Consider the following 24,643-nt stretch of genomic DNA (forward strand, 5'->3'; position numbering starts at 1 on the left):
TATGTTATTAATACGCATAGTGGTTTTCATTGTACTTCCACATGGCTTCGTATATCACGTCCTGAATTCTTGTACGGATATTGTTTTTAATTAGTTTAGAATTATTTGCGTCAGGGTTAATTCTGTTTGATAAAAATATGAATATCAAATCAAATTCAGGGTCAGCCCAAATGGCGGTGCCCGTAAAACCTGTGTGGCCAAAGGTTTGTGGAGATGCCCATTGGGAGGTGGGACCGTACCATTTTCCTTGCAAGGGTTTATCCCAGCCAATGCCTCGTCTATTTGTTTTATATTGTTGGCTTGTAAAAGTTTTGATAGTACCCGGCTGAAAATATTGAGTGCCACCATATTGTCCGTCTTGTAAGTGCATTTGAAGCATCTTTGCTAGGTCTAATGCATTACTAAACAGGCCAGCGTGTCCAGCTATTCCACCAGATAATGCCGCGCCTTGGTCATGTACCATGCCATAAACTAATGTATGTCTAAAGTCTTGGTCATTTTCTGTAGGGGCTATTCTTGAAAGTGGAAAATGACAAAGAGGAAGGTACCCGGTAGTAGTCAGTCCCATTGGTTCGTAAAAGTTCTGATGGAGGAATTCATCTAATGGCTGATTTAATATTTGCTCCACTGCTCTTTTTAGTATGTAGTAGCCCATGTCACTGTACTTATAGTCGTATGGAGTATTTGGAGCTTTGTCTCTTACTCGTGCCTCTTTTATCCATTGCCATAGGCTGTCTTGCATTACTTCAGATGTGTATAGTCCGTCTGATACTTGAAAGTTGAACTCGCTCGTAGGACTGTTATTGTAGTACTTTCTTATGTAATGAGAGTCTTCTAATGTTTCTTTCCAGAAAGGAAGATATGGCCATAATCCTGCTTGGTGAGTTAATATGTCTCGCCATATCATATTTTCTTTGTTGGTGCCTTTTAAATCAGGTAGGTAAACTGAGGCCTTTTTGTCTAAATCAATCATGCCCCTTTCTACTAGGAAGGTAAATGCCTGCATGCTGGCCATTACCTTGGTTACGGAAGCAATATCATAAATGGTGGATGGAGAAACTGGCTGTAGGCTGTCATAGGTGTAGTACCCATAGCCTTTTTCCAATATTACCTTGCCCTTGCGTGCTACTACTATTTGGCAGCCAGGAGTTGCCTGATCTTTTATGGCTTCTGATACAATTTCATCTATTCTTTTTAAAGCATCTTCATCCATGCCTACTTCGTAAGGAGAGGCAAAGCTTAACCGTCCTAGTGCTTGCGTAGCATTGACAGTGCCTTGTTTAAATTTATTAATGGTTACTGGAATTCGACCACTGGTAGCAATTGCTCCGAATAAGGCAGAGGGAATAATCTTCTGTGTAAGGTTATTATTCTCATATGAACAGATGATAGGGCTTTCATTAGTGAATAATGATGCCGCATACGGAGAGCCTAAAAGGCATATTGTGACTTTAGTAGTTTTGCTCAGTCTTTTGATTAGGCTCAAGGCTTTTGCAGGTACATTGTATCTTTCTTTTGAAGGGATTATATCTGCAATGCCTATTACAATGGAACTATAGTTTTTTAGCTCTTTGTAAAGTATTTCTTCATTAGCACTTTCGAAATTGTAATTGCTGAAAGGAGCGTATTTCTCTAGATAATCAACAAATATGCCTGTATTGCCAATGCTAAGCGAGGCAAAAGATTCGTTGTCTAATGTCTTAATCGGTAATCGTTCATTAGGGTTGTTTATTACGGTTACAGATTTTTCATATAATTCGTTTTGGAGTGCTCTGGCTCTTGGTTCATGGAGCTTAAGCGAAATGTTCTCTGTATTTAACGGTTGCCAGGCGTTGTTAAGTCCTGCTTTGTATTTCGCTCTGAGTATTCGTTTAACGCTTGTTTCTAATTGGTCTTTATCTATTTTTCTTTTCTTTAAAGCATATTTTATAGCATTAAAGGCAAGAGGTATGTCATTAGAAAAAAGCAATACATCATTTCCAGCTTTAAGCGCTTCTACTTCAGCTTCACCATTACTATAGTTGTTGGTGATGGCCTTCATATTAAGGGCATCAGTGATAATTAAACCCTTGTAGTCATATTTTTCTCTTAAAATATCATGAATTGCTTTCTCTGAAAGTGAGGCAGGAGTGTTTTTCTTGCTGTCTATGTCGGGTACATAAATATGAGCAGCCATAATACTGGAAACACCAGCTTGCATTAGTTTTTTGAAGGGATAAAGTTCTAGAGTGTCTAGCCTTTCAGAAGAACTATTAATTTTTGGTAACCCTATATGAGAGTCAGTTTTTGTGTCACCGTGGCCAGGAAAATGCTTTGCGCATGCCAATACTCCATTTTCCTGCAGTCCGCGCATATAAGCAATGGCTTTATTGGCTACAATTTCTTTATTACTTCCGAATGATCGTGTTCCAATAACAGGGTTTAGAGGGTTGGTGTTGATGTCTGCTACAGGAGCGAAATTCATATGTACACCTAAAATTTTCATTTCACGTGCTATTTCTGCTGCCATTTCATAAACGAGACTATCATCATTTATTGCCCCTAATGCCATGGCCCTAGGAAAGGACAAGGTGCTATCCAACCTCATGCCTGCTCCCCATTCCATATCCATTCCAATAAGTAATGGCGTTTTGGAAAGGCATTGAAGCCTGTTGGTGATTTTTATTTGTTTAACGGGAGAGCCCTGCATAAAAATGAGGCCTCCGATGTGATATTCTTTAATTAATGCTTCTGTTTTCTGTAGCTCTTTTGCTGAAGCATGCGAATATACAGGTACAGTAAAAAGCTGGCCTATGCGAGCTTCGTTACTTAATTTATGATATACGCTGTCTACCCATTTTTCTTGTTTTTTGTCTTGTGAAAATGAGTGTGTTAGCGATATTGATAATATGAAAATGGCGCCAAAAACTTTTTTGAACATGCAGCCGTTACCTTTATGATTTAAACGTTTAAAAAATTAATTTTGTGTTACTACTAAGATATGAATAATAGTCAACATGTGTCCTTTTTTATGTAAACGGATTATGTACTAAAAAAATATTTATGAAATTCTCATTTTTGTTTAAAACTCCAAAGTATCAACGATTTCACATAGTTCCTCGTCATTACGATCCGGTAAAAGAAGAGGTAGAAGCACGCACTGCACGGATAAAAGGAGTGCTAGATGCTGATGAAGGATTGGAGTTTAATGAAGGGTATAGTAGATCTCGCATCAATGGGGCTTTTGCTTCTCGCAGACCAAAAAAAGCTGCGGTTAATTTTATGCAATTAATCATCGTAGTGCTCATTTCTGCGGGGCTTGCTGGCTATTGGTATTATGGAAATATCGCATTATATATTTTTCTTCTAGTATCTTCTGTACTTTTGTACTTGAGAATAAAGAGAATTATATAAAGCTAAATAAGATAAATGCCCGACATTATACGCCTACTTCCTGACTCATTAGCCAACCAAATAGCTGCAGGTGAGGTAGTACAGCGTCCGGCATCTGCCATAAAAGAATTACTAGAGAATTCTATTGATGCCGGAGCAGATGATATAAGTTTGATTGTGAAGGATGCCGGAAAGACCATGATGCAAGTCATGGATAATGGTAAGGGCATGTCAGAAACGGATGCTCGCATGAGCCTCGAGCGCCATGCTACTTCGAAGATTACAAAATCAGAAGACCTTTTTTCTATACGTACCATGGGATTTCGTGGCGAAGCGCTTGCTTCTATTGCTGCGGTAGCTCAAGTGGAGATAAAAACGAAACAAGAAGATGCTGAACTAGGAACAATGATTGTAGTGGAGGCATCTGATATTAAAAGACAAGAGCCTGTAGCTTGTGAAAAGGGTACCTCTATTTGCATTAAAAACTTGTTTTATAATGTGCCCGCCAGAAGAAACTTTTTGAAGTCTAATGGCGTGGAAATGAAACATATAGTAGAGGAGTTTCAAAGAGTGGCCTTAGCGCATCCTGAGATTAAGTTTTCTCTATTTAATAATGACCTGGAAATGTATAATTTACCTTCGGGTAAGCTTAGCCAGCGCATAGTAGGGTTGTTTGGGAAGAATTATAGAGAGCAACTGGCTGCTTGTTCAGAGGAGATGGCTGATATTACTATACATGGTTATATTGGCAAGCCTGAGTTTGCTAAAAAGACTAGAGGCGAGCAATTCTTTTTTGTAAACGATAGATTTATAAAAAGTAATTACCTGAACCATGCAGTGATGAATGCCTATGAAGGCTTACTGCCCGATAGTAGCTTTCCTTTTTATGTGCTATTTATAGAAACAGATCCGGTACATGTGGATGTGAATGTGCATCCTACCAAAACAGAAATAAAATTTGATGATGAACGGACCGTTTATGCTATAGTTAGAGCTGCGGTAAAGCAAGCTTTGGCTACGCATAATTTCACTCCAACTATAGATTTTTCTGCAGACATCAATCTGGGTACTAAACTAGCTTTTGATGCTCCTAAAGAATCGAGAGAAACTACCTCGATACAAGAAAAAAATTATACTCAATTTAAATCTACTCCACTTACTGCTTCACCTAGAGAGAAGGCAAATAGAGATAATTGGGAAAAGCTTTTCAGTCAAGAGCATGAAGGTAAACGCCCTTTTGTAGAAGTTGAAAGGGATGCTGAAGAGGAAAGCTTAACGTTAACTTTTGATAGTAAGCTTAATACGGAGCAAGATGTAGGGGTGAAGCCCGCTGAAGAGAGGGGGAAAGCTATATTTCAACTTCATAATCAATATATACTTATTCAGGTAAAATCGGGGATGATGATTGTGGATCAGCAAAGTGCCCATGAGCGTATTTTGTTTGAGAAATATTTGAATAATCTAAGCAATCATTCTGGGGCATCGCAGCAGTCGTTATTTCCGCAAACAGTTTCTTTAAACCCTGGCGATCACTCTCTCGTTATGGATATGCAGGAGGAGATGCGTGCGTTGGGATTTTTAATAGAGCCTTTTGGTGCTCATGATATTATAATTAAAGGTTTGCCAACAGATATCGGTAATGCTAGCGAGCGTGAGATTTTTGAAGGATTGCTGGAGCAGTTTAAAAAGAATAAGTCTGAATTGTCGATACCAAGAAGGGAGAATCTTGCCAGAGCTCTGGCTAGGCGTACTGCCATAAAAAGAGGGGCGCGACTTAGTGAAGAAGAGATGACAGGGCTAATAGATCAGCTATTTGCTTGTTCTAATCCAAATTATGCGCCTAATGGGCAAACAACTTTCCATATTTTGGATTTAAATAGAATAGAAACTTTTTTTAATAGATAAGAAATTTATGCAGCGTATAACACCAGTTGTTAAAAATTTGCTCATTATTAATATAGTAGTATTCATTTTGCAAAATTTGCTGAGCGAATACCATATTACAGAGTATATATCGCTTTGGATGGTCAATTCACCCAGCTTTAGGCCATATCAGTTCTTTTCATACATGTTTGCCCATGCTACTTTTTTTCATATTCTGTTTAATATGATGGGGTTGTATTTTCTCGGGCCACTGCTAGAGCAGTTTTGGGGGCCAAAGCGCTTTCTAATATTTTATATGGTTACAGGTATTGGCGCAGGTGTACTGTATTCTGGTATAGAATATTATAGGTCAGAGCAGCTAAAAAGCGAAGTAACGGATTATGTGCTTAGTCCTACTCCTGATAATTTTATGAGGTTTGTGGATGAGAACAGTATGTATTTTAATAGTAAGGTGAATGACTTTGCTAATGAGTTTTCGAAAGATGAAAACAATGAATACTATATTAAACAAAGTAAAGAGATTGTAAAAAATACATATTCTAGCATATTAGAAGGAAGTAAAATGTTAGGCGCCTCAGGTGCGGTATATGGTATATTGATGGCCTTTGGTTTATTATTTCCTAATACTAAGATGATGTTGTTGATTCCTCCTGTGCCGATAAAAGCGAAGTATTTAGTGTTGATTTTAGGGGGTATAGCCTTATATTCAGGGTTAAGTAGAAATCCTGGCGATAATGTAGCTCATTTTGCACACTTAGGAGGGATGATTTTTGCTTTCATAATGATTAAAATCTGGAAGGGAGACAGAGATAAATTTTATTAATAGATGTATAATAACGGAGGCGTATTCGGTGAGTTTAAAAATGCCTTTAACAGGCCTAATAATGCTCATATACAGCTTATACTGATAAATGTTGCGGTATTTGCTTTCCTTGCAATATTAAGGCTTGTGGCAGCGCTATCTAACTTGCCTATAATTTTCGGGGTGGTTTATGAGCAATTTAGCATACCACCAATATTCGCTGATTTCATCACGCGACCCTGGACTATTATTACTTATGCATTTGCACATGATTTAAGTAGTATTTTTCATATACTATTCAATATGCTGGCATTTTACTGGTTTGCAAGGCTAGTGGTGGAGTATCTGGGAAGTGATAGAGTCATTAGCATATATGTTATAGGTGCCATTTCTGGAGCTATATTTTATTTATTGGCCTACAATTTTGTGCCATATTATATAGAAAGATCGGGTATATCTGGCATGGTGGGTGCATCAGCGGCAGTATATGCTGTGGTGGTGGCAGCGGCTACTTTGTTGCCCAATTATTCTTTCAACTTAATGTTTATAGGTCCAGTAAAAATCAAATATATCGCTGCATTTTATATTGGCTTGTCCATTTTAGGTTCTGTAGGAAGTAATGCAGGTGGTAATGTAGCTCATATCGGAGGTGCATTTATGGGTTGGGTTTATATTAAACAGCTGCAAAAAGGGCATGATTGGGGGACTTGGATTTTGGCTATAGTTAGATTTTTTAAGAGGATATTTAGTAGTAATCCTAAAATAAAAGTGAGTTATAAGCGAAAAGCTAAAGCCGCTTCTTCATCAAAAAAGTCTACTATTAATGTAACACCTTCGGCAGCACAAACGAAAACAGACCAAGAGGAGATAGATGCTATTTTGGATAAGATCTCTGAAAGGGGATATGAAAGCCTAAGTAAAGAGGAGAAACAAAAGCTTTTTAATGCTAGTAAAAGCTAGTTATTAGATGATGAAAGATAAATAAAAAAAGGAGCTCTAGGCTCCTTTTTTTTATTTATTGGCTAATTGACCGCAAGCGGCATCTATGTCTTTGCCTCTGCTTCTTCTAACATTAACTATAATGTCGGCAGCTTTAAGCTTTTGTTGGTAGAGCTCAAGTGCCTCTTCAGAGGCTTGTTGATATTCTCCATCATCTATTGGATTGTATTCAATAAGGTTTACTTTACAGGGGATGATTTTGCAGAATTTCACCAGTGCATCAACATCTTCTTCTTTATCATTAATGCCGCGCCAAATTACATACTCATAGGTGACTTTTTTCTTAGTCTTGTAGTACCAGTATCGTAAAGATTCTGCTAAGTCCTCCAGCTTATTAACATCATTAATGGGCATTAACTTAGATCTGGTTTCGTTAATGGCGCTATGGAGTGATACGGCTAAATTGAATTTTACATCATCATCAGCCATTTTAATGATCATTTTTGGAATCCCCACTGTAGATAATGTAATTCTCTTTGGCGACATTCCTAAGCCTTCAGGTTTAGTGATTTTTTCAATGGCCTCTATTACATTAGCGTAATTTAATAATGGTTCTCCCATGCCCATTAACACAATGTTGGTCAATGGCCTGTTCATAAATTGCTCGCTTTGATCTTTAATGGCCACTACTTGATCATATATTTCATCAGCGTTCAGGTTACGCATCCTTTTTAGCCTGGCAGTAGCACAGAAGTTACAGTCAAGGCTGCAGCCTACCTGAGAGGAAATACAGGCTGTGATTCTGGTATCTGTGGGGATGAGGACAGATTCTACAATCTTTCCATCGTAAAGTTTTACTGCATTTTTAATGGTACCATCGCTACTTTTTTGCATTTCATCCACAGCAATGTGGTTAATGACAAAGTCAGTTTTTAGTTTTTCTCTGGTAGGTAGTGATATGTTGGTCATTTGGTCAAAATCTTTCGCTGATTTTTTCCATAGCCATTCGTGCACCTGCTTTGCTCTAAATGCTTTCTCGCCTATGCTGGTGAAATACGTTTTAATGTCTTCTAGGCTTAATTGCCTGATGTCTCTTTTCTCCCCTTGTGCTAACATAATTGCAAAGATAGATAAATGATTTTGATCTTTTTCAGCTTAAGAAAAAGTGAATGTGGCATTTGATGATTTAAGGAAGAAATGTCGTAATTCAGCTCAAAATAATGACATATTGTCTTTGATTTGGTAAAATAGGCTCGATCTTAAGACATTATTTCCGATTTATTTCAATTATAGTAAGTGGCTATATATTTGATTAACATCTGTCGAGACTATAAAAGAAACTACTGAATATGAATTTCGATAAATATACAATTAAATCACAGGAGGTGATTCAGAAGGCTGCGGAGGTTGCTACTGGCAACGGGCAGCAGGCTATTGAGCCTGGTCACTTGCTAAAGGCTATTTTAGCTTCAGATGAAAATGTAATTTCATTTTTAATTAAAAAGCTGAATGTGAATAGGTTGCATCTGGAAAATAAACTGGATGAAATTGTGAGTGGTTACCCTAAAGTAAGTGGGCAGCAGCCATACTTATCTAACGATGCCGCATCGGTATTGCAGCAGGCAGAAAAGGAATTGAAGCAGTTTGATGATGAATATATAGCTGTAGAGCATATTATTTTAGGTGTGCTAGAAGGTAAAGAAAAGGTGGCTAGGTTGCTGAAAGATGTAGGCTTTGAAAGGAAAACTTTGGTTGCTGGAATTAAGGAGTTGAGAGGTGGTAGTAAGGTGACTGATCAAAATGCAGAATCAAAATATAAATCACTGGAGCGCTATTCTATTAATTTGAATGAGCAGGCTAAGGCTGGTAAAATAGACCCTGTTATTGGTAGAGATGAAGAGATTAGAAGGGTATTGCAAATTTTATCACGAAGGACAAAGAACAATCCTATTTTATTGGGAGAGCCAGGGGTTGGAAAAACAGCTATAGTGGAAGGAATGGCGCAGCGTATTGTAGATGGAGATGTGCCTGAAAACCTTAAAAGTAAAGTGATTATTTCACTGGATATGGGGCTTTTGGTGGCTGGCGCTAAGTATAAAGGTGAGTTTGAAGAGCGACTTAAGGCTGTGATTAAAGAGGTGACCGATTCTAATGGTGAGATTATCCTTTTCATTGATGAGATTCATACTCTTATAGGTGCAGGTGGTGGAGGTGAAGGTGCAATGGACGCAGCTAACTTATTAAAACCTGCTTTGGCTAGAGGTGAACTTCATGCAATAGGAGCTACTACTTTAAAGGAATACCAAAAGTATGTAGAGAAGGATAAGGCTTTGGAACGCAGGTTCCAATCTGTAATGGTTGATGAGCCATCTCCTCAAGATGCTATTTCTATTTTAAGAGGTATTAAGGATAAGTATGAGCTGCATCATGGGGTTAGAATTAAAGATGATGCTGTTATTGCAGCAGTAGAATTGTCCAATAGGTATATATCTGATAGGCATTTGCCCGATAAGGCCATTGATTTAATGGATGAGGCCGCTTCTAAGCTTAGGTTGGAAATGGATTCAATGCCGGAAGAGCTGGATGAGCTTAATAGAAAAATTATGCAGCTGGAGATAGAGCGTGAGGCTATTAAGAGGGAGAAAGATGTAGAGAAAGAAAGAGTATTGACTAAAGAAATAGCTGACTTTACAGAAAGTAGGAATGATCTTAAGGCGAAGTGGGAAAATGAAAAGGCTGTAGTACAAGGTATTAGAGAGCAGAAAGAGGCCATTGATAAGTTGAAGTTTGAAGCTGAGCAAGCAGAAAAGTCTGGTGACTTCGGAAAGGTAGCGGAGATTAGGTATGGTAAACTTGTGGAAGCAAAACAGCAATTAGAAGATTATCAGAAAAAAATGTCTGAAATTAAGGGTGGTGGTTTAATGAAGGAAGAGGTTGATAATGAGGATATTGCTGAGGTTGTGGCGCGATGGACCGGCATACCTGTTTCCAAAATGTTGCAAAGTGAACGAAAAAAATTACTATATTTGGAGAAGGAGCTTGGTAAACGAGTTGCAGGGCAAGGGGAAGCCATTCAGGCATTGTCTGATGCGGTAAGAAGAAGTAGAGCAGGACTGCAAGATCCGAAACGGCCTATAGGTTCTTTTATCTTTCTGGGTACCACAGGTGTGGGTAAAACGGAGTTGTCAAAGGCATTGGCAGAGTATTTGTTTAATGATGAAAATGCCATGGTGAGAATTGACATGTCTGAATATCAAGAAAGACATGCCGTGAGTAGGTTGGTAGGAGCGCCTCCGGGGTATGTAGGGTATGATGAAGGTGGACAATTGACAGAGGCTGTGAGAAGGAAACCATATAGTGTGATTCTTCTTGATGAGATAGAAAAAGCTCACCCTGATGTATTTAATATATTGCTTCAGGTGCTTGATGATGGTAGGCTTACTGATAATAAAGGTCGTGTGGCTAATTTTAAAAACACGATTATCATTATGACTACTAACATTGGTTCAGGTATTATTCAGGAGCGGTTTGAGAACTTAACGGATGGCAACCTTGAAGAGGTGATTGAAAATACCAAAAATGAGGTATTTGAGCTATTGAAAAAGTCGGTGAGGCCTGAGTTTCTAAATAGAGTGGATGAAACCATTATGTTTAGGCCGTTGTCCAGAGCAGATATTAGAAAGATTGTAGATATACAATTTAAATTGATAAAACAACGATTAGATGAGGCTGGTGTTAGAATAGAAGTTTCTGATAAGGCCTTGGATCATCTGGCGCAAATAGGGTTTGATCCTCAGTTTGGAGCTAGGCCGCTTAAGAGGGTGATTCAGAGGGAAATACTCAATCAGTTGTCGAAAGAAATATTGGCAGGAACAATCAATAAAGATGCCCTAGTGGCCGTTGATATAAATGAGGATGGAAACATCGAATTTATAAATCTTGACGAAATTAAAGTTTAGGTATGTGAAGTTGGTATTTGGGTTTAGGTTGAACAGATCCCGGGGTGGTGCCCGGGATCACTTTTTTTGTACCTACTTCATTTAACAGACATGAAAAAACACATTGCAATTTTAAGGGGGATAAATGTAGGCGGCAAGCGCAAAATATTAATGGCAGACTTGAAATCGCTGTTTGAAAGTTTGGGGTTTGCTCATGTGAAGACCTACATTCAGAGTGGAAATGTGGTTTTTGATGTGAAAGAAGCTGTGGAGGATTTGACTTTAGCAGAAAAGCTGGAGAAGGCAATAGCAGAGCAATTCAATCTTGATGTGCCAGTGGTAGTGAGGTCTGCGGAGGAGTGGGAGAGTTTATTGACGGTTAATCCATTTTTAAAAAATGATTCTAGTGATTTAGAACGCTTGCATGTTACTTTTTTAAAGTATAAGACCGAAGTAAGTGCGGCAGAGGTGAGCGAAATGATTGATTCTGGAGATGATCGGTTTGAATTGGTTGGTAAAGATATTTTTGTGTATTGCTCAGGTAAGTACAGTGATACGAAACTGCAAAACTTATTTTTTGAGAAGAAATTTAAGGTGCCAGCAACTACCCGTAATTGGAAAACGGTATTAAAATTGAAGGAAATGCTGTAGTTGACAGCATAAATAATATAAAAGCCTGCACGTATTTTACGTTGCAGGCTTTTTTTATGTGTTCGGTATTATTTCAACTCAAGGGTGACAATGTTTTCAACATGGTGCGTATGAGGGAACATGTCAACAGGCTGAACTGCTGTTACTTTGTATTTACTGTCTAGCAGTGCAATGTCTCTGGCTTGTGTGGCAGGGTTACAACTGATGTACACTATCTTTTTTGCTGCGGTATTGAGTAATACATCGCAAACATCAGGGTGCATGCCTGCTCTTGGAGGGTCGGTAATCACTACCTCCGGTCTGCCATGCTGGTCTATAAACTCATTGGTGAGCATGTCTTTCATGTCACCAGCATAGAATAAGGTATTCTCAATGTTATTGATCTGTGAGTTGATTTTGGCATCTTCGATAGCTGCTTCTACATACTCTATGCCTATAACTTTTTTTGCTTTGTGAGCCACATAATTAGCAATGGTGCCTGTGCCTGTGTATAGGTCATATACTAATTCATCGCCTGTTAGGTTGGCCATTTCAAATGCCCTGCGGTAAAGTAATTCTGCTTGTTTGGCATTAGTCTGAAAGAAGGATTTAGGTCCTATCCTGAAACTTACGCTTTCTGCAGGCTTGTCAGGTAGAGGCATGTGCTCAGTAATGTATGGCTCACCATGATATGTAACTACCTCTAAGTCATTAAAAGTCTCATTTCTTTTCTGGTTGATCACATAGTTTAGTGAGGTGATCTCGGTGAAGGTTTCTTTTAAATGATCTAGAATGAGGTGAAGCCAAGTAGGTTCATTACCTGCTACTTGCAATATTACCATTACTTCTCCGGCAATGGTGTTTCTTATAATTAGGTTGCGGAGATATCCCGTTTGAGCTATCAAATCAAAGAAAGGGATGTTGTTTGTCTTGGCTGCTTCTTTTACTGCTAGCCTTATTTTGTTAGAAGGCTCTGGTTGTAAGTAACAATGGTTGATGTCTAAAATTTTGTCAAACCTTCCAGGTATGTGAAACCCTAAAGCATCTTTATCTATATCAGTGTCTGCACTTTCTATTTCTTCGCGCGTTAGCCATTTTTTGTTAGAAAACGTAAACTCCAGTTTATTTCTGTAGTATGTAGTTTCACTTGAAGCGTCAATGTAACTGGGCTCAGGAAACGGCACTTTTGCGAGTCTTTGCAGGTTGTCAACTACTTGCTGGTGCTTATAGTGTATTTGAGTATCGTATTGTATATGTTGCCATTTGCACCCGCCACAAGTTCCAAAATGCTCGCAGAATGGTTCGTTTCTTTTGTCAGAATATTGTGAGATTTTTACAGGTATTGCTTCTAGAAAAGACTTTTTCTTCCTTATTACTTTTATGTCCGCAATATCTCCTGGTGCTACACCTGTTACAAAAATCGCTTGTCCCTCGTATCTGGCTATGCATTTTCCTTCCGCTGCAATACCTTCTATTTCTATGTCTTTTAAAACTTTATTTTTTATCTTCATATAATATATACTACACTTAGGCTACTGTATACTTAAACCTTATGCGCAAAGTTCATTTAACTCTACTCATTATATTGATTTGCAAAGTTAGTTCTTTTGCTTCGCATATCGTAGGGGGAGAATTTGAATTCAGTCATGTGTCTGAAAATTATTACCGACTCAACCTCATTATTTACTTTGATGAGATTAATGGTAACCAAGGCGCTAAGTACAGTCCTACACCTGTTGCTTGGATTTATCGTAAGAGTGATAATCAGGCTATGACCAGTATTACTTTGCCATATCAGACAGAAAGTAAAGTGCAATATAGCCAGCCTGCTTGTCAAAATGATGCTGTTGTTAATACCACAAGAATGGTGTTTTCTAGTCTGGTGTCGTTAAATATGGATAGCTATGCCGATCCGCAAGGTTATTATATTGTTTGGCAACGATGCTGTAGAAATTATACTATACAGAATATAGTTTCTGAAAATCCTGATACAGGAGGTATTGGCTCTGGCCAGACTTTTTATTTAGAAATACCTCCGCTCAAAAAAAATGGGCAGCGTTTTGTTAATAATTCCCCTCAGTTATTTCCTCCATTGAGTGATTACGCCTGTATCAATAGAAGTTTTTACGCTGATTTTGGAGGAACTGATGTAGATGGAGATTCATTGGCTTATGAAATAGTAACTCCCTTAAATACTCCATCGGCCACTCCGCATCCACAGCCACCATCAAAGGCGCCATATCCAGGTGTTCAGTGGGAAGGTGGGTATAGTTTAAATGATATACTTCATGGTAACCCTGATCTTACTATTGATAAAAATGGAAGGTTGAAAGTGACGCCTACGGAGGTAGGGCTTTTTGTTTTTGCAGTTAAATGCAGTGAGTATAGGAATGGCCAGAAAATAGGAGAGGTAAGGAGAGATTTTCAAATGGTAGTGGTAGATTGTCAGGATGCTGGGGTGCCTCCGCAATTGCAGGTACAGTTGAAAGATGGTTCTACTTATCAAGAAGGACAGGTTTTATACTTTGATGCAGATAATCAGTCTAAATGTGTGGACTTTACGGTAAAAGATAATAGTGGTAAGCAGGTGGATTTTGATGTGGAACCGGTAGGTTATGAAGAAGATAATTTCACCTTTAATATACTAAGTACTTCGCCTTCTAAGGATGAGGTGAAGGTAGAGGTTTGTTTTACTGATTGTCCTCCGGAGGGAGATCTTCCTTTTAAGGTGAGTTTTATAGGTAAGGATAATACATGCCCGCAGCCGTTGCAAGATACGCTTACAATGACTATTCAAATAACGCCACCTGATAATAATGTACCTGTCTTAGAGCATAAGGAAGATATTGATAGTGATTATGATAATGCATCTGAGAGAGAAGTAGTGGTGACAGAGAAAAGTGGTGGACTGAAAATAGTGGAGTTGCTGGGGAGGGATGCGGATAATGAAATGATGAGCATAGATTATGAGCCTGTTGGTTTTGATATGAGTGAGTATGGGATGTCAGTTGTATCGCAAAGGAATGCATCAGGAACCATTGAAGAATGGCTGCAATGGAATTATGACTGCCAGCAGATAAGCTTTGATGGTAAAACAGAATTTGAAATTAAAATATATTTAGAAGATGAGGATCAGTGCGAGTATGATGACCCTGCTGAGCTTTTACTTAAGTTGAAAGTGATACTTCCGCCAAATACCGAGCCTGAAATTAATAGTGATGAATTGCCCGATGTGGATCATTACTATTACAAAGAGATAGCTTTAGATGAATCTTTTAGTTTTGACTTGGACGGGGAAGATCTTGATGGTGATTTAATAACGCTTTTTGCTGAAGGTGTAGATTTTGATTTCAGTGATTATTCTATTGGATTTAACAGTGTTACTGATCAAGGAGGTAGTCAAAGTAGTGAGGTGCATACTCGATTCAATTGGGATTTTCAATGTGATGATTTTAATCTGGTGGAAAGGGATTCGTTGCGAGTATATTTTATGGTTGAGGACTTCGATAAGTGTGAGATTACCAATGCAGATACCATTACTGTTGATTTTAAATTGGTTCCGCCACCTAATGAGGCTCCTGTTTTATTTGCCCATGTTGGGGCTGAGCAAGTTCTAGAAAGTGATAGTCTTAGTGTGATTGTGGGTGATGAGGTAGTGGTGAAGCTAACAGGAAACGATAATGATGGAGACCTCATTAATCTGTCTCTTAGTAGCGAATTTAAAGATGCGTTAGGTTATAGCTTTGAAGCTGTAGAGGGATTTGGTACTGTTCAATCAATATTCAGTTGGGTGCCTGATTGTTCTAGCTTAGAGGGTGCGGCCTCTAAGACATATGATTTGCCTTTTTTATTGTCGGATAGGCCGTGTGCCACTCCTGACTTAACGGATACACTGTGGCTTAAAGTGCATGTAAAAGATATTGATAATAGAGAAGAGCTTTTTATACCTCCAAATATATTTACGCCTAATAAGGATACGCATAATGAATTTTTTGGGATGTATTCTTTAGATACCGAAACTGGTGAGTTGCAGAATATTCTGCCTATAGATAACTGTGCGGGTAGTTTTGAGAAAGTGGTGATTTTAAACAGGTGGGGAAAAGAGGTTTATGAGAGTGATGATAGGGATTTTAAATGGTATGGAGAAGATATGCCCGCAGGAATTTACTATTATTATATTCAATACTCTAATCGGAAATACCGCGGGTCACTTACATTGATTTTTTAGATCAGTAAAAAGTAACAGGCATTAGTTTGTCACTTTTGATATATGCTTTTTGCCCTTGCCACTCTGTGGTGGTCCAAACGTCTTCAGTGTTATTAATGGGGAGTCTATGTCCCTTTTCTATAATGGCGATAACATCTGCGCCAGCAGAAGGACCTTTCATAAGGTAAGTGTTTCTTTTTATTACAATTCCTTTGTTGTAACTCCTTCCGAAGTTTAAAGTGTAAAACAATAGAGCTAAGATTATTAATGCTCCAAAGCCGCTGGCGATAGGCTTAGTGTGTTTTCTGTATTTTTGATGAAACATAATAGCTAGCATCAAAATAGAAAGTGCCAACAAGGAGTATACTATATGATTAAAGTATTTGAAGAAAATAGCTTTTACGAAGGCTAGATCATTGAATGCATAGCCTTCCAGCTTTTTGCTTTCAGCTAGTTCTTCCATTTTGCGCAATGCAGTTTTATCTGATGTATATAGATAGTAGAGGTTGAGGTAGTAGAGTGCTTTGCTGTAGTCTCCTAATCCTTCTTTTATATATGACATGCGCAGTAGCATGGCGGGAGAAGCTTGCTTCTCAACATGTAATAACTGCTCATATAGTTGAAATGATTCGGTAAACTTCTTCGAAGCAAATAATGAATCTGCCTCAGTAAGTATGTTATTAACCTGTTGCTGGGCATTGCATAGGGTAAATGAAAAAAGCGCAATAGAAGCAATGAGTATTTTTCTCATACAGATACCTATTATATTAATTCGTGCAAATATAAAATCGTAATGTTTATTAAACGAACAAATGGCGGTTCATTGTTATGTTGATATGATTTTGAAAAAAAAAACTTAATAATTTATTGTGGGAATGTTTGTGAAAAAGAAATCTTATATTAGTTTTGCATCTCCATTAAAAAAGAGGGCTAAACGAAGCAGCTCTTATGGTAAGATTCCGTAGCTCAGTTGGTAGAGCATCTCCCTTTTAAGGAGAGGGTCCTGGGTTCGAGCCCCAGCGGGATCACGTACTTAACCTGAGAAAGCTCAGGTTTTTTTATGTATTGAACGAGTGAATGGTTAAGAAGAAAAAATATTTTCTACTTAAATTTTGGAACTTAAAATAAAGTTCTTACATTTGCACTCCCATTAACAAAGAGGCTATCAAGTATCAAGTAGTCTTCTTTAAAGGATGATTCCGTAGCTCAGTTGGTAGAGCATCTCCCTTTTAAGGAGAGGGTCCTGGGTTCGAGCCCCAGCGGGATCACAAGTAATGACAACAGGTCAAAAGCAGAAAGCCACATATTTTATGTGGCTTTTTTTGTTTCTAATTATTTGATATGAATCTATTTTAGATTTACTTATCTCTTTTGCTTCTTTCCAAATTTCTTCGGGTGTTTCAAAGTTTGTATGTCTTGAGTGAGCTGAATGTTTTGTCTGCTAATTCATATAATTATTTTGTAGATACATTGATCTCGCTATGTAAATGGTTTCATGCTTATTCAAGACTGTAATTAAGAGTGATTGTCTATTTGCTGATATTTTCAGAAAATGTATGTTATTAAAAATTTGGATTTGAGTAATTTATAATTGTGATCTGTGGTGGTAAATTATTATTATAGGGGTTAAAAATGTAGGGTTTATGTTGCTGTCAAAAAGAGTAAGGATAGGTCGGGTTATTTCGGGATCATGGAAATATTTTCTTATTGATTTATTTATTTGTTCGCTGGTTTATTTGATTTATCTCTATTCTGGGGTGGTTTGGCATATTCCGCCATTATTGCCTACTATATTAGGTACAGCGCTTGCCTTTTTTATAGGCTTTAATAATAATCAGGCGTATGACCGGTGGTGGGAGGCTAGGAAAGTATGGGGTGCTCTGGTTAATGATTCTCGCACATGGGCTAGGCAGTTGTTATACTTTTCTGATTCTGCTTCTAAAAATGTAGGTAGACTGGAGGTCAACATGATTAAGAGGCATGTAGCTTTTTTGTATGCCCTAAAAGCAGGGTTGAGGGGGGGATCTCCGGATATTTTGCGTTCTTATTTGGATGAAAGCGAGTATGTGAAAGTTGTTGCTGATACTAATAAGGCTAATGCTGTGCTTAATATCCAAGCGGAAGATTTAAATACCCTTTATAAATCCGGTTTGATTGATGGTTTTCAGTTTATGCAGATGAATCAAATGTTGATCAATTTCTGCGATGGTATGGGGAAATCTGAAAGAATAGCAAAGACGGTTTTTCCTACTACTTATAATTACTACACACGTTTTTTTATATGGATATTCATTATTTGTGCTACAATGGTGGCTGCAGATAATATAGCTGGGTGGTCTATTTTTTTTGGTAGTATGATAGGCTATGTTTTTCTTACGATCCATCATATTGGCGAGAGTTTGCTTAACCCCTTTGAGGAATTGCCAACTGGTGTGCCTTTAAATCTTATTACAAGAACTATTGAAATTAATCTTCTGGAAATGCTTAAGGAAGAGGATGTGCCTGAGCAAATTCAAAGTGTAAATGGTGAGTATATCTTGTAGCCTCTCTATAATGATTTAATTTAAGGGTAACTAAATATAACTTTTCTTGTTTTTATTGACAAAAGTTGATTTTGTGTCGATTTATTCGACATAAATTATATTTTTGTCATGAATTAAACATTTTTAAATAAAATGTCGAAAATGAAATCGAAGGAAGAGTTTGTAAAGGCTCAGATTATAGAGTCTTCTAAAGACGTTTTTAGGCGTTTGGGATATGCGAAGGTGTCTATGGATGATATTGCAAAGGCATCAGGGAAGGGCCGAAGTACCCTATATTATTATTACAAAAACAAGCGAGATGTTTTTGAGGCATTTGTGAAAGAAGAATATGCCGAAATAATAAAAGATGCGCAGGCTCAAGTGAGTAAGCAAAAGACTATAAATGAAAATCTTGTAAGTTATAATAAGCTTAAGCTTGAGTTTTTCCAGATTAAAACAAGGGATTATAAGCATCTTGTTACTGATTTGCGTGAAAACGAAGAGGTGCTAATAAAGCTCTTTTTGCAAATAAGGACTTCGGACATAGAGCTGGTGAATAATTGCTTGGTCTGGGCTATTGAGAAAAAGGAGATCTCCCCGATCTCTTCAGAAGAACTGGAATACCTATCTCTTGCTATAGTAACCGCAAATAGTAGTATGGAGAAAGAGATGTTTTTTTATGGGTCTATTAAAGAGGATATGATGAATAGACTTTATTGGATCAATGAATTGATGATCAAAGGATTGCAGAAATAACTAAGAATTTAACTAATCAACAATATCACAAATGTGTAAAATGAATATACATCATGCATTTATTCTTATGCTGTCGATAATTTTTGTCAGTTGTGAGAAGAAGGAGACCGAACGGGAAGTTCAGCCAGTAGAAGTTAAGGTGTTAAAGATAGGGGCAGAATCTTCTTTAGGGGGTAGTAGCTTTGGGTATCCAGGGACTATTGCAGCCAATAAATCAGTGAATTTAAGTTTTCAGGTGCAGGGTACATTGCAATCTGTAGCGGTAGAAATGGGGGATTTCGTGTCTGAAGGAGCTTTAGTGGCCAATGTAGAGTCTACTGTTTATACTAATCAGTATGAAACTATGAAGGCTCAGGAGGAATTGGCTAAAGAAAATTATGAGCGGATAGATGAGGTGTTTAAAAAGGGGAGTATTGCTGAGATAAAAATGCTCGAAGCCCAATCTAATTACAAAAGAGCTAAGGCAGCAGCAAGTGCGGCATATCAAAATGTAAAGCACACCAAAATTTATGCTCCTTTTAGTGGATATGTAGGGAGTAAGGTGTTGGAGGAAGGGGGGTTGGCAAACCCGGGAGTGCCTGTGGTAGAGCTGTTGGATATAGACAAGGTGAAGGCAATTATTCCTGTGCCTGATAGCGAGGTGAATAAATATCAATCGGGAGATAGTGCTACAGTAAATATTGATGCTTTAAGCAAGGCCTTTTCTGGCGCGATAGCTGAAGTAGCTGTGCAGTCTGGAAATGGGAACCCTGTGTACACTGCAAAAATAGTTATTGATAATAAAAGCCGTATGATAAAGCCAGGAATGGCGTGTAAGGCATATTTATCAACTTCAAAAGATCAAGGTAATTCAGCGCAGCAAGAGATTGTTGTTCCTATCGAGAGTGTATCAGTTACGGACAATAATGAAAATTTTGTGTATACAGTGGATGGTCAAGGTAAAGCCCATCGGCAGACGGTGCAAATCGGACAGTTGTACGATAATGGCATCTCTATATTAAAAGGATTGAAGAAGGGTGATAAGGTTATTATTTCAGGTTATCATAAGTTAACCGATCTCACTCCAGTAAAAGTAATAGCCACCACTCTTTAAATTCTCGAAAAATGAAGAAGCAACGATCGCTCATCGAATGGGCCATGGAGTATAAGGCTTTTCCGCTTGCTCTCGCTTTTACTTTTGTAGCTATTGGTTTACTGGGGCTCTTTAATATGCCAAGAAACGAATTTCCTGATTTCACTATTAGGCAAGGGTTGGTGATTGGCTTTTTCCCAGGGGCTTCAGCTGAGGAGGTAGAGCAGCAGCTGACATCCAAGGTGGAGCAATATTTATTTAGCTACAATGAAGTTGATAAGGGGAAAACATACTCTTACTCGCAAGACGGTAAAATGTACATTTATGTAGAGGTGGCCAGTAGGTTGAACAAAGATGCTACAGAGCAATTTTGGAACAAGCTTAAAACAGGCCTTTTTGCATTTCAGCAGCAGCAATTGCCCTCCGGAGTTAGGGGTGTTATAGTAAATAGTGATTTTGGAAGTACTGCGGCTATGATATTGGCCGTAGAGTCTAAAAGTAGGCCTTACAAAGACTTGCAAAGGCATGTTGAGGACATTGAGGATGACTTGAGGCAAATAGAGGATATGGCTAAGATTAGTCATTCTGGGGGTATGACGGAGCAGGTGGCGGTTTATGTAGATCAAAATAAATTGGCGCAGTATGGTATAAGTCCTGCCAGTATAATGCAAAGTTTGAAAACTCAGGGTGCAATTAGCCCGAGTGGTACTTTGGAGGGGCAGAGTTTTGACTTGCCTATTCATGTAGATGTTTTTCTCAAAAATGAAAGTGACATTGCTCAGCATATTATCAGGAGTGATAAAAATGGCAACACGGTTAGGGTGAAGGATGTGGCAGAGGTGAAGAGGGAATATGAAGACCCTGATGAGTTCATACTTTCTGGAGGAACCAAGTCTATGATCATAACTTTGGAGATGGCTAAGGGACATAATATAGTTCAGTTTGGCAAAGAGATAGATGAGCACTTGGAGCGTCTTGAGGGGCAATTACCTGCAGATGTTCATATTAGAAAAATAGCCAATCAGCCAGATGTGGTGCATCATTCTATTGCCCACTTTATGAAGGAATTTGGTTTTGCTTTAATCGGGGTGATTATAGTAGCGCTAATACTGCTCCCTTTTAGGGTGGCCGCAGTGGCCGCAGCTACTATTCCGATAACCATTTCGTGTACGTTAGCCATTATGTACTTGTTGGGGATGGAGCTAAATACAGTTACTTTGGCAGCTCTAATTGTGGTGCTGGGTATTGTTGTGGATGATCCTATAGTGGTAATTGATAATCATGTGGAAAAGCTCGATGAGGGCAATTCGGTATGGAAATCGGCTATGAATAGTGCTATTGAGTTGTTCCCTTCTGTATTTACAGCAACCTTAGCTATTTCTGCCACTTTTTTACCTTTGATATTTTTCTTGTCGGGTACAGCACGTGATTTCTTAAGCACATTTCCTTTTACAATAATGATTGCGCTGTTTTTGTCTTTGGCTATTTCAGTGCTCTTGGTGCCGTATTTCAATACCATATTTATCAAAAAAGGACTGCACGATGAAGAAAAGAAAAAGTCAGAGAAGAAGTCGATGCTCGATAGGCTTCAATCTTTCTTTGATAAAACAGTAGAGAAGGCTTTGGATCATTACAAGCTCACCGGGTTGTTAGGGCTTGTTTCTATTGTGGTGGGTGTGTTTTTGTTCTCTTTGCTCAGTCAGGAGCTCTTTCCTATAGTGGAGCGTAATCAATTTGCTGTGGAGGTTTATTTGGCTAAGGGTGAAAATCTCGAAGAAACAGAGACGGTGGTTCGTGAGTTTGAAAAAGTTTTGGCAAAGGATGATCGTATACTAAACTATACTAGCTTTATTGGATCTAGCTCACCACGGTTTCATATGGTGTATGCACCCAACTTGCCAGCTAAAGATTATGCTCAAATACTCGTAACTACTGCATCTGATGATGCCACGGAGGAGGTGCTCCGAGAGTATGACGAGAAGTATTCAAGGCTATTTCCTAATGCTTATTTCCGGATGAAACAGCTCAATATGGTGGGAAAACCAGCGCCTGTTGAGATTAGGCTGTTTGGTGATGACATAAGTGAATTAAAGAAATATGGAGATCTTATCGTTGATAAGGCAAGGGCTACTCCTCAGACTATTTGGTCTAGAACTAATTATGGGGAGATGCAGAAAGGGGTGAAGGTTGATGTGAAGGAAGATGTGGCTGCAAGGTTGGGTTTAACACAACAAGATATTTCTAATACAATAGCTATGAATATGGAGGGTTTGGTAGCTACGCGAGTTTGGGATGAAGATTACCCGATAGATGTTAAGATCAAGTCTAAAAAAGGTGAAAATGAAACGGTAAATAACCTGCGGGAGCTTTCTATATTGGTGCCTTCTACGGGTAGTGTGGTGCCTTTGCGGCAGGTGGCGGATGTAAGCCCATTTTGGGAGCAAGAGCAAATTGTTAGAAGAAATGGAATGCGGTGCTTAACAGTGAGGATTGATATTGAAAAAGGAGCAGTGGCCAATGATATATTAAACGCCTTAAATCCAAAAATTGAATCACTGAATATACCGGAAGATATAAGGATTGGGTATGGAGGTGAGTTTGAAATGCAGCAAGAGAATCTACTTCCTATGGGAATTTCTTTGCTAATGAGTGTATTGGTAATCTTTTTGATCTTGGTAGGTCACTTTAAATCCCTTAAGCATGCTTTTTTGAGTTTTATGACTATGCCTTTAAGTCTTTTTGGGGCAGCATTAGGGCTTATGTTGATGCAGTATCCTTTCGGTTTTACTTCATTTTTAGGGCTGTTGGCGCTGTGCGGAATAGTGGTGCGAAACGGTATTATATTAATTGACTTTGCGGATGAGCTTAGGGCTGAGCATGGATATTCGGTTAAAAATGCAGCAATAGCAGCAGCTCAGCGAAGAATGCGTCCTATTTTCTTAACATCTTCAGCGGCAGCTGTGGGTGTAATTCCTATGATAGCGAGTAGATCTACTTTATGGGGGCCATTAGGTACTGTTATAGCTTTTGGTTTAATGCTTTCTATGGTGTTAACGCTTTTTGTGCTTCCTGTTATGTATTGGTTAATGTTTAAGGGGCAGGAGAATGAACAGCATGTTGAATCTGAAATGTCAAAATCATGATAATGAAGAGATTATTTTTAAATATAAAATATGGTAGCGCTGCATTCTTAATGGTTTTGGGGGTGAGTAATGCAGTGAAGGCCCAAGAGCAAGTGATAACTTTAGAGGCTGCAAAAGAAGCCGCTCTAGAGTATAGTAATGATATTAAGAATGGAAAGCTGAGGATAGAGCAGGCAGATGCGGCAAAGAGTCAGGCTTTGACTAATTATCTTCCTACGGTGCAGGCCATGGGGGTAGGGTTATATGCATTCAATGATTTTGTCGCTCCTATTCCAGGTATTTTGCCTGATGGTATAAATAATATATATCTGGCTACTGCCACGGCTACAGAGTTAGTTTATGCTGGAGGTAAAGTAAGGGCTGGTAGTGAGCTGGCTACTATACAAGTGGAGGCTAATAAAATAAAGGCAAGGCAGTCGGTAGATTCGGTGTTGTTATTAACAGAGCAAAAGTATTGGCAGCTGGTGCAGATTCAAGAACAACAGAAGGTGCTGAAGGTGAGTGAGGTTTACCTGAATGAGCTCTTGAAGCAGCAAAGTGACTTGCTTAGTGCTGGGCTCATTGCGGAAAATCAACTTTTACAAGTGAGAGTGAATAGAAGTAAACTGCTTTTGCAGCAAAGTAAGCTTAATAATGTACGTAAACTCGCCTTGTTGGATTTTGCTCTTTATACTGGCATTAGCTATGATACGGGGGCTGTAGTAGTAGATACTTTGGGGGCGGTGAAGTCACCAGTACTGAGTTATCAGTCACCAGAGTTGGATTTAAATAGAAACAGTAATTATCAGTTGCTAGAAAAGGCAATTAAAGCGTCTCAGTTACAGACGAAAATGGCTAAAGCAGATATGATGCCTCAAGTGGCAGTAGGTCTTAGTGCGGCTAAATTTGGTGTTGTTGGTCAAGATTTGGATTCTGACGTGCAGACAATAGGTTTCGGAACAGTAAGTATTCCTATATCTAATTGGTGGGGAAGTAATAAGTATAAAATACGGCAAAGGGAAATCCATGAGCATATTGTGGCTAATAATTTTAAAGACGTACAGGATAAACTTACGGTAGGTATTATGAAGGCATGGTATGATCTGATAGATGCTTACCATCAAGTAGAGTTTGCTCAAGAAAATCTAGATTATGCCAAAGAAAACTTAAAAGTGCAGAGAGATAATTACAGTAGTGGGTTAAATAATATTACTGATTTGTTAGATGCTCAGCGCATAGAGCAAGAGGCCAAAACGGAACTGGTGAATGCTTTTGCTAATTATGAAACTAAAGAAGTGGCGTATTTATATCGTACTGATCAATTGAGTCAGCCACTAGAAATAGAGGAATAAAGAATAGAAATGTGCATAGTGTGAAAAGGCTATTGTGCTATATGCAC

At 38.4% G+C, this 24,643-nt stretch carries 16 protein-coding genes and 2 tRNA genes; 14 read left to right on the forward strand and 4 right to left on the reverse strand.

Features of this window, described 5'->3' with window-relative positions; translation table 11 throughout:
* Positions 1–7 precede the first annotated feature (7 nt).
* Positions 8–2,920 (reverse strand): glycoside hydrolase family 3 N-terminal domain-containing protein, encoded by a 2,913-nt coding sequence (locus tag ACXACQ_RS08815; protein ID WP_474975568.1) that lies wholly within the window; start codon positions 2,918–2,920, stop codon positions 8–10.
* 122 nt (positions 2,921–3,042) lie between these two features.
* Between ACXACQ_RS08815 and ACXACQ_RS08820 the strand changes: the two genes are divergently transcribed.
* The 4 genes from ACXACQ_RS08820 to ACXACQ_RS08835 are packed head-to-tail and all read left to right on the forward strand — an operon-like array spanning position 3,043 to position 7,018.
* On the forward strand, positions 3,043–3,393 hold the full coding sequence (locus ACXACQ_RS08820) for a hypothetical protein (RefSeq protein WP_474975569.1): 351 nt from the start codon (positions 3,043–3,045) through the stop codon (positions 3,391–3,393).
* A gap of 15 nt (positions 3,394–3,408) precedes the next feature.
* The gene (mutL, locus tag ACXACQ_RS08825) at positions 3,409–5,277 is read left to right on the forward strand and encodes a DNA mismatch repair endonuclease MutL (RefSeq protein WP_474975570.1); all 1,869 of its coding nucleotides are present in this window, start codon (positions 3,409–3,411) and stop codon (positions 5,275–5,277) included.
* 7 nt (positions 5,278–5,284) lie between these two features.
* Positions 5,285–6,079: a rhomboid family intramembrane serine protease gene (locus tag ACXACQ_RS08830; protein WP_474975571.1), complete on the forward strand. Its 795-nt coding sequence runs from the start codon at positions 5,285–5,287 to the stop codon at positions 6,077–6,079.
* A 3-nt stretch (positions 6,080–6,082) separates the two neighbouring features.
* A complete protein-coding gene (locus tag ACXACQ_RS08835) occupies positions 6,083–7,018 on the forward strand; it encodes a rhomboid family intramembrane serine protease (protein ID WP_474975572.1) in 936 nt (311 codons plus the stop codon).
* A gap of 51 nt (positions 7,019–7,069) precedes the next feature.
* Here the strand turns inward: ACXACQ_RS08835 and rlmN are convergent, their stop codons facing one another.
* On the reverse strand, positions 7,070–8,113 hold the full coding sequence (gene rlmN, locus ACXACQ_RS08840; RefSeq protein ID WP_474975573.1) for a dual-specificity RNA methyltransferase RlmN: 1,044 nt from the start codon (positions 8,111–8,113) through the stop codon (positions 7,070–7,072).
* 233 nt (positions 8,114–8,346) lie between these two features.
* On the opposite strand from rlmN, the gene clpB reads away from it, so the two are divergent.
* Together clpB and ACXACQ_RS08850 are read left to right on the forward strand one after the other, a co-directional pair.
* Positions 8,347–10,956 (forward strand): ATP-dependent chaperone ClpB, encoded by a 2,610-nt coding sequence (gene clpB, locus ACXACQ_RS08845; RefSeq protein WP_474975574.1) that lies wholly within the window; start codon positions 8,347–8,349, stop codon positions 10,954–10,956.
* A 90-nt stretch (positions 10,957–11,046) separates the two neighbouring features.
* Positions 11,047–11,586: a DUF1697 domain-containing protein gene (locus ACXACQ_RS08850; protein ID WP_474975575.1), complete on the forward strand. Its 540-nt coding sequence runs from the start codon at positions 11,047–11,049 to the stop codon at positions 11,584–11,586.
* A 68-nt stretch (positions 11,587–11,654) separates the two neighbouring features.
* Here ACXACQ_RS08850 and rlmD read toward each other — a convergent pair whose 3' ends face one another.
* Positions 11,655–13,076, reverse strand: coding sequence for a 23S rRNA (uracil(1939)-C(5))-methyltransferase RlmD (gene rlmD / locus ACXACQ_RS08855; RefSeq protein ID WP_474975576.1), 1,422 nt, complete (start codon positions 13,074–13,076; stop codon positions 11,655–11,657).
* Between the two features lie 41 nt (positions 13,077–13,117).
* Here rlmD and ACXACQ_RS08860 point away from each other — a divergent pair, with 41 nt between their 5' ends.
* Positions 13,118–15,793 (forward strand): T9SS type B sorting domain-containing protein, encoded by a 2,676-nt coding sequence (locus ACXACQ_RS08860; protein WP_474975577.1) that lies wholly within the window; start codon positions 13,118–13,120, stop codon positions 15,791–15,793.
* Position 15,794: 1 nt separating this feature from the next.
* On the opposite strand, the gene ACXACQ_RS08865 is transcribed toward ACXACQ_RS08860, so the two are convergent.
* Positions 15,795–16,523, reverse strand: coding sequence for a hypothetical protein (locus ACXACQ_RS08865; protein ID WP_474975578.1), 729 nt, complete (start codon positions 16,521–16,523; stop codon positions 15,795–15,797).
* A 204-nt stretch (positions 16,524–16,727) separates the two neighbouring features.
* Here ACXACQ_RS08865 and ACXACQ_RS08870 point away from each other — a divergent pair.
* The 7 genes from ACXACQ_RS08870 to ACXACQ_RS08900 all read left to right on the forward strand — a co-directional run bounded on the left by ACXACQ_RS08870 (position 16,728) and on the right by ACXACQ_RS08900 (position 24,596).
* Positions 16,728–16,800: transfer RNA gene (locus ACXACQ_RS08870), tRNA-Lys, on the forward strand.
* A 167-nt stretch (positions 16,801–16,967) separates the two neighbouring features.
* Positions 16,968–17,040 (forward strand) — tRNA-Lys (locus tag ACXACQ_RS08875).
* Positions 17,041–17,415: 375 nt separating this feature from the next.
* Entirely contained in the window at positions 17,416–18,315 is a 900-nt protein-coding gene (locus ACXACQ_RS08880; RefSeq protein ID WP_474975579.1) for a bestrophin family protein, read from the forward strand.
* Positions 18,316–18,456: 141 nt separating this feature from the next.
* Entirely contained in the window at positions 18,457–19,050 is a 594-nt protein-coding gene (locus ACXACQ_RS08885) for a TetR/AcrR family transcriptional regulator (protein ID WP_474975580.1), read from the forward strand.
* A gap of 40 nt (positions 19,051–19,090) precedes the next feature.
* Positions 19,091–20,143: an efflux RND transporter periplasmic adaptor subunit gene (locus tag ACXACQ_RS08890; protein WP_474975581.1), complete on the forward strand. Its 1,053-nt coding sequence runs from the start codon at positions 19,091–19,093 to the stop codon at positions 20,141–20,143.
* Positions 20,144–20,154: 11 nt separating this feature from the next.
* Positions 20,155–23,265, forward strand: a complete 3,111-nt coding sequence (locus ACXACQ_RS08895) for an efflux RND transporter permease subunit (RefSeq protein WP_474975582.1) — start codon at positions 20,155–20,157, stop codon at positions 23,263–23,265.
* Between the two features lie 2 nt (positions 23,266–23,267).
* Positions 23,268–24,596, forward strand: coding sequence for a TolC family protein (locus ACXACQ_RS08900; RefSeq protein ID WP_474975583.1), 1,329 nt, complete (start codon positions 23,268–23,270; stop codon positions 24,594–24,596).
* Positions 24,597–24,643 lie beyond the last annotated feature (47 nt).

It is taken from the genome of Fulvivirga sp. AWR4_260, from assembly GCF_056158185.1.